This is a genomic window from Aeromicrobium sp. PFPM2_SD2 (genome assembly GCF_057364525.1).
The window spans coordinates 1-2,042 of sequence record NZ_JBNFNZ010000433.1; the positions used below are offsets into that span (position 1 = coordinate 1).

At 73.8% G+C, this 2,042-nt stretch carries 3 protein-coding genes, 1 tRNA gene and 1 pseudogene; 4 read left to right on the plus strand and 1 reads right to left on the minus strand.

Annotation, left to right across the window (positions count from 1 at the left end; translation table 11 throughout):
* Positions 1–215: pseudogene (locus AC2W7G_RS14695) on the plus strand (ABC transporter ATP-binding protein); the annotation flags it as partial.
* A gap of 147 nt (positions 216–362) precedes the next feature.
* Here the strand turns inward: AC2W7G_RS14695 and AC2W7G_RS14700 are convergent.
* Complete coding sequence (locus AC2W7G_RS14700; RefSeq protein WP_485869095.1) at positions 363–857, minus strand: MarR family winged helix-turn-helix transcriptional regulator; 495 nt, start codon at positions 855–857, stop codon at positions 363–365.
* A 61-nt stretch (positions 858–918) separates the two neighbouring features.
* On the opposite strand from AC2W7G_RS14700, the gene AC2W7G_RS14705 reads away from it, so the two are divergent.
* The 3 genes from AC2W7G_RS14705 to AC2W7G_RS14715 all read left to right on the plus strand — a co-directional run bounded on the left by AC2W7G_RS14705 (position 919) and on the right by AC2W7G_RS14715 (position 1,979).
* Entirely contained in the window at positions 919–1,695 is a 777-nt protein-coding gene (locus tag AC2W7G_RS14705) for a methyltransferase domain-containing protein (protein WP_485869096.1), read from the plus strand.
* An 11-nt stretch (positions 1,696–1,706) separates the two neighbouring features.
* Positions 1,707–1,788 (plus strand) — tRNA-Gln (locus AC2W7G_RS14710).
* 26 nt (positions 1,789–1,814) lie between these two features.
* A complete protein-coding gene (locus tag AC2W7G_RS14715; RefSeq protein WP_485869097.1) occupies positions 1,815–1,979 on the plus strand; it encodes an NTP transferase domain-containing protein in 165 nt (54 codons plus the stop codon).
* The last annotated feature ends 63 nt before the right edge of the window (positions 1,980–2,042 follow it).

The following is a 2,042-nucleotide window of genomic DNA, read 5'->3' on the forward strand; positions in this document are numbered from 1 at the left end:
GGTGCAGCGCCAGGCCCGCAAGGACGTCGGAGCGCCTCGAGCGTCAGCTGGCCAAGGTCGGCGAGCGCGAGGCGGCGCTCGAGGCGCAGATCGTCGAGCACACCACGGACGCCCACCGCCTCGGCCAGCTCGTCGCCGAGCACGCCGAGCTGGTCGCCGAGCGCGAGCAGCTCGAGGCGGCCTGGCTCGACGCCGCCGCCCTCCTCGAGGACTAGCCCCTCACCTCGCGTCTGCGCTGCCGAGATTCGTGAGGAAATCGACCGTCTCGCGACGAGACGTGGTCGATTCCTTCACACATCTCGGGGGAGCGGGGCTCGGGTGAGGGACGCGCGGGGGATCGGGGCTCGGGTGAGGGACGCGCGTCAGGCGAAGCGGCGGGCGAGGACGCGCAGGGCGTCGACCAGGACGCCGGCCTGGGCGTCGTCCAGCTCGGCCAGCAGCTCCTTCTCGTGCTCGACCAGCTCGGTCAGCGCACCGTCGACCGCCTCGCGCCCCGCGGCGGTCAGCCGCACCTGGACGCCGCGCCGGTCGCTGGGGTCGGGCAGGCGCTCCACGAACCCGCGCGTCGCCAGCCGGTCGACGCGGTTGGTCATCGTCCCGCTCGTCACCAGCGTCTCCTGCACCAGGCGACCGGGGGAGAGGGCGTACGGCTCGCCGGCCTTGCGCAGCGCCGACAGGACGTCGAACTCCCACGGCTCGAGCCCGTGCTCGGCGAAGGCGCGCCGCCGGGCGCGGTCCAGGTGGTGGGCCAGGCGCGCGACGCGGCTCATGACCTGCATCGGGGACACGTCGAGGTCGGGACGCTCGTGCGTCCAGGCCGCGACGAGTCGGTCGACCTCGTCCGGCTCGGGGCTCATGGCCCCACTCTACCGATCAAGAATCTCGACATCGAGATACCTGGCTGCCTAGGCTCGCGGCATGACCTGGGACCCCGCGACCTACCTGGCCTACGCCGACGAGCGCGGCCGGCCGTTCCTCGACCTGCTCGCCCGCGTGGACGCCGACCCCGACGCCGTCGTCGACCTCGGCTGCGGCCCGGGCCAGCTCTCGCCCGTCCTGCGTGCCCGTTGGCCGCGGGCCCGGGTGCTCGGCGTGGACTCCTCCGCGGCGATGATCGACCGTGCCCGCGCCGACGACGCCGACCCGCGCACGGCCTACGAGCTCGCCGACGTCGCCACGTGGGAGCCCGAGGCGCCCGTGGACGTCATCGTGTCCAACGCCCTGTTCCAGTGGGTCCCCGAGCCGCTGGACGTCGTGGAGCGGCTCGCCGCCCACGTGCGTCCGGGCGGCACGTTCGCGCTGCAGGTGCCGGGCAACTTCGACGCGCCCAGCCACCGCCTGCTGCACGAGCTGGCCGGCCGCGAGCCGTACGCGGCCCACACACAGGGCCTCGACGAGGCCCGCGGGACGGAGCTGTCGGCCTGGTTCGAGCGGTTCGCCGGCCTCGGCTGGGCGGTGGACGCGTGGGAGACGACCTACCTGCACGTGCTGCCCGGCGACGACCCGGTGTTGGACTGGATCCGGGGCACCGGCGCCCGTCCGGTGCTCCAGGCGCTGCCCGACGACCTGCGCGCCGACTTCGAGCGCGAGTACCGCGCGGCGCTGCGCGAGGCCTACCCCCGGCGGCCGTGGGGGACGGTGCTGCCCTTCCGCCGGCTGTTCTGCGTGGCACGACGGCCCGCCGAGGTCCGGTAGCCTGGCTCCGATCCCCGGTTGGTCTGCCGGCAGGGCCCGCCTGACTTTGAATCAGGACAAGCGACGCAGGTTCGACTCCTGCCCGGGGAGCCACCCGACGTCAACCCTGAAGGAGCCCGGTGAGTCACGCCGTCACCGCCGTCGTCCTGGCCGCGGGAGCTGGGACCCGCATGAAGTCGCGCACCGCGAAGGTCCTGCACGAGATCGGCGGCCGCAGCCTGGTCGCCCACGCCCTGCACGCCCTCGCGGGGGCGGGGGCGAGCGCACGGTCTTGTTGTGCTTGATGGAGATCGCCATGGTTACTTACCAGCCTTTCCGGCCTTGCGCAGGACGCGCTCGCCGGCGTA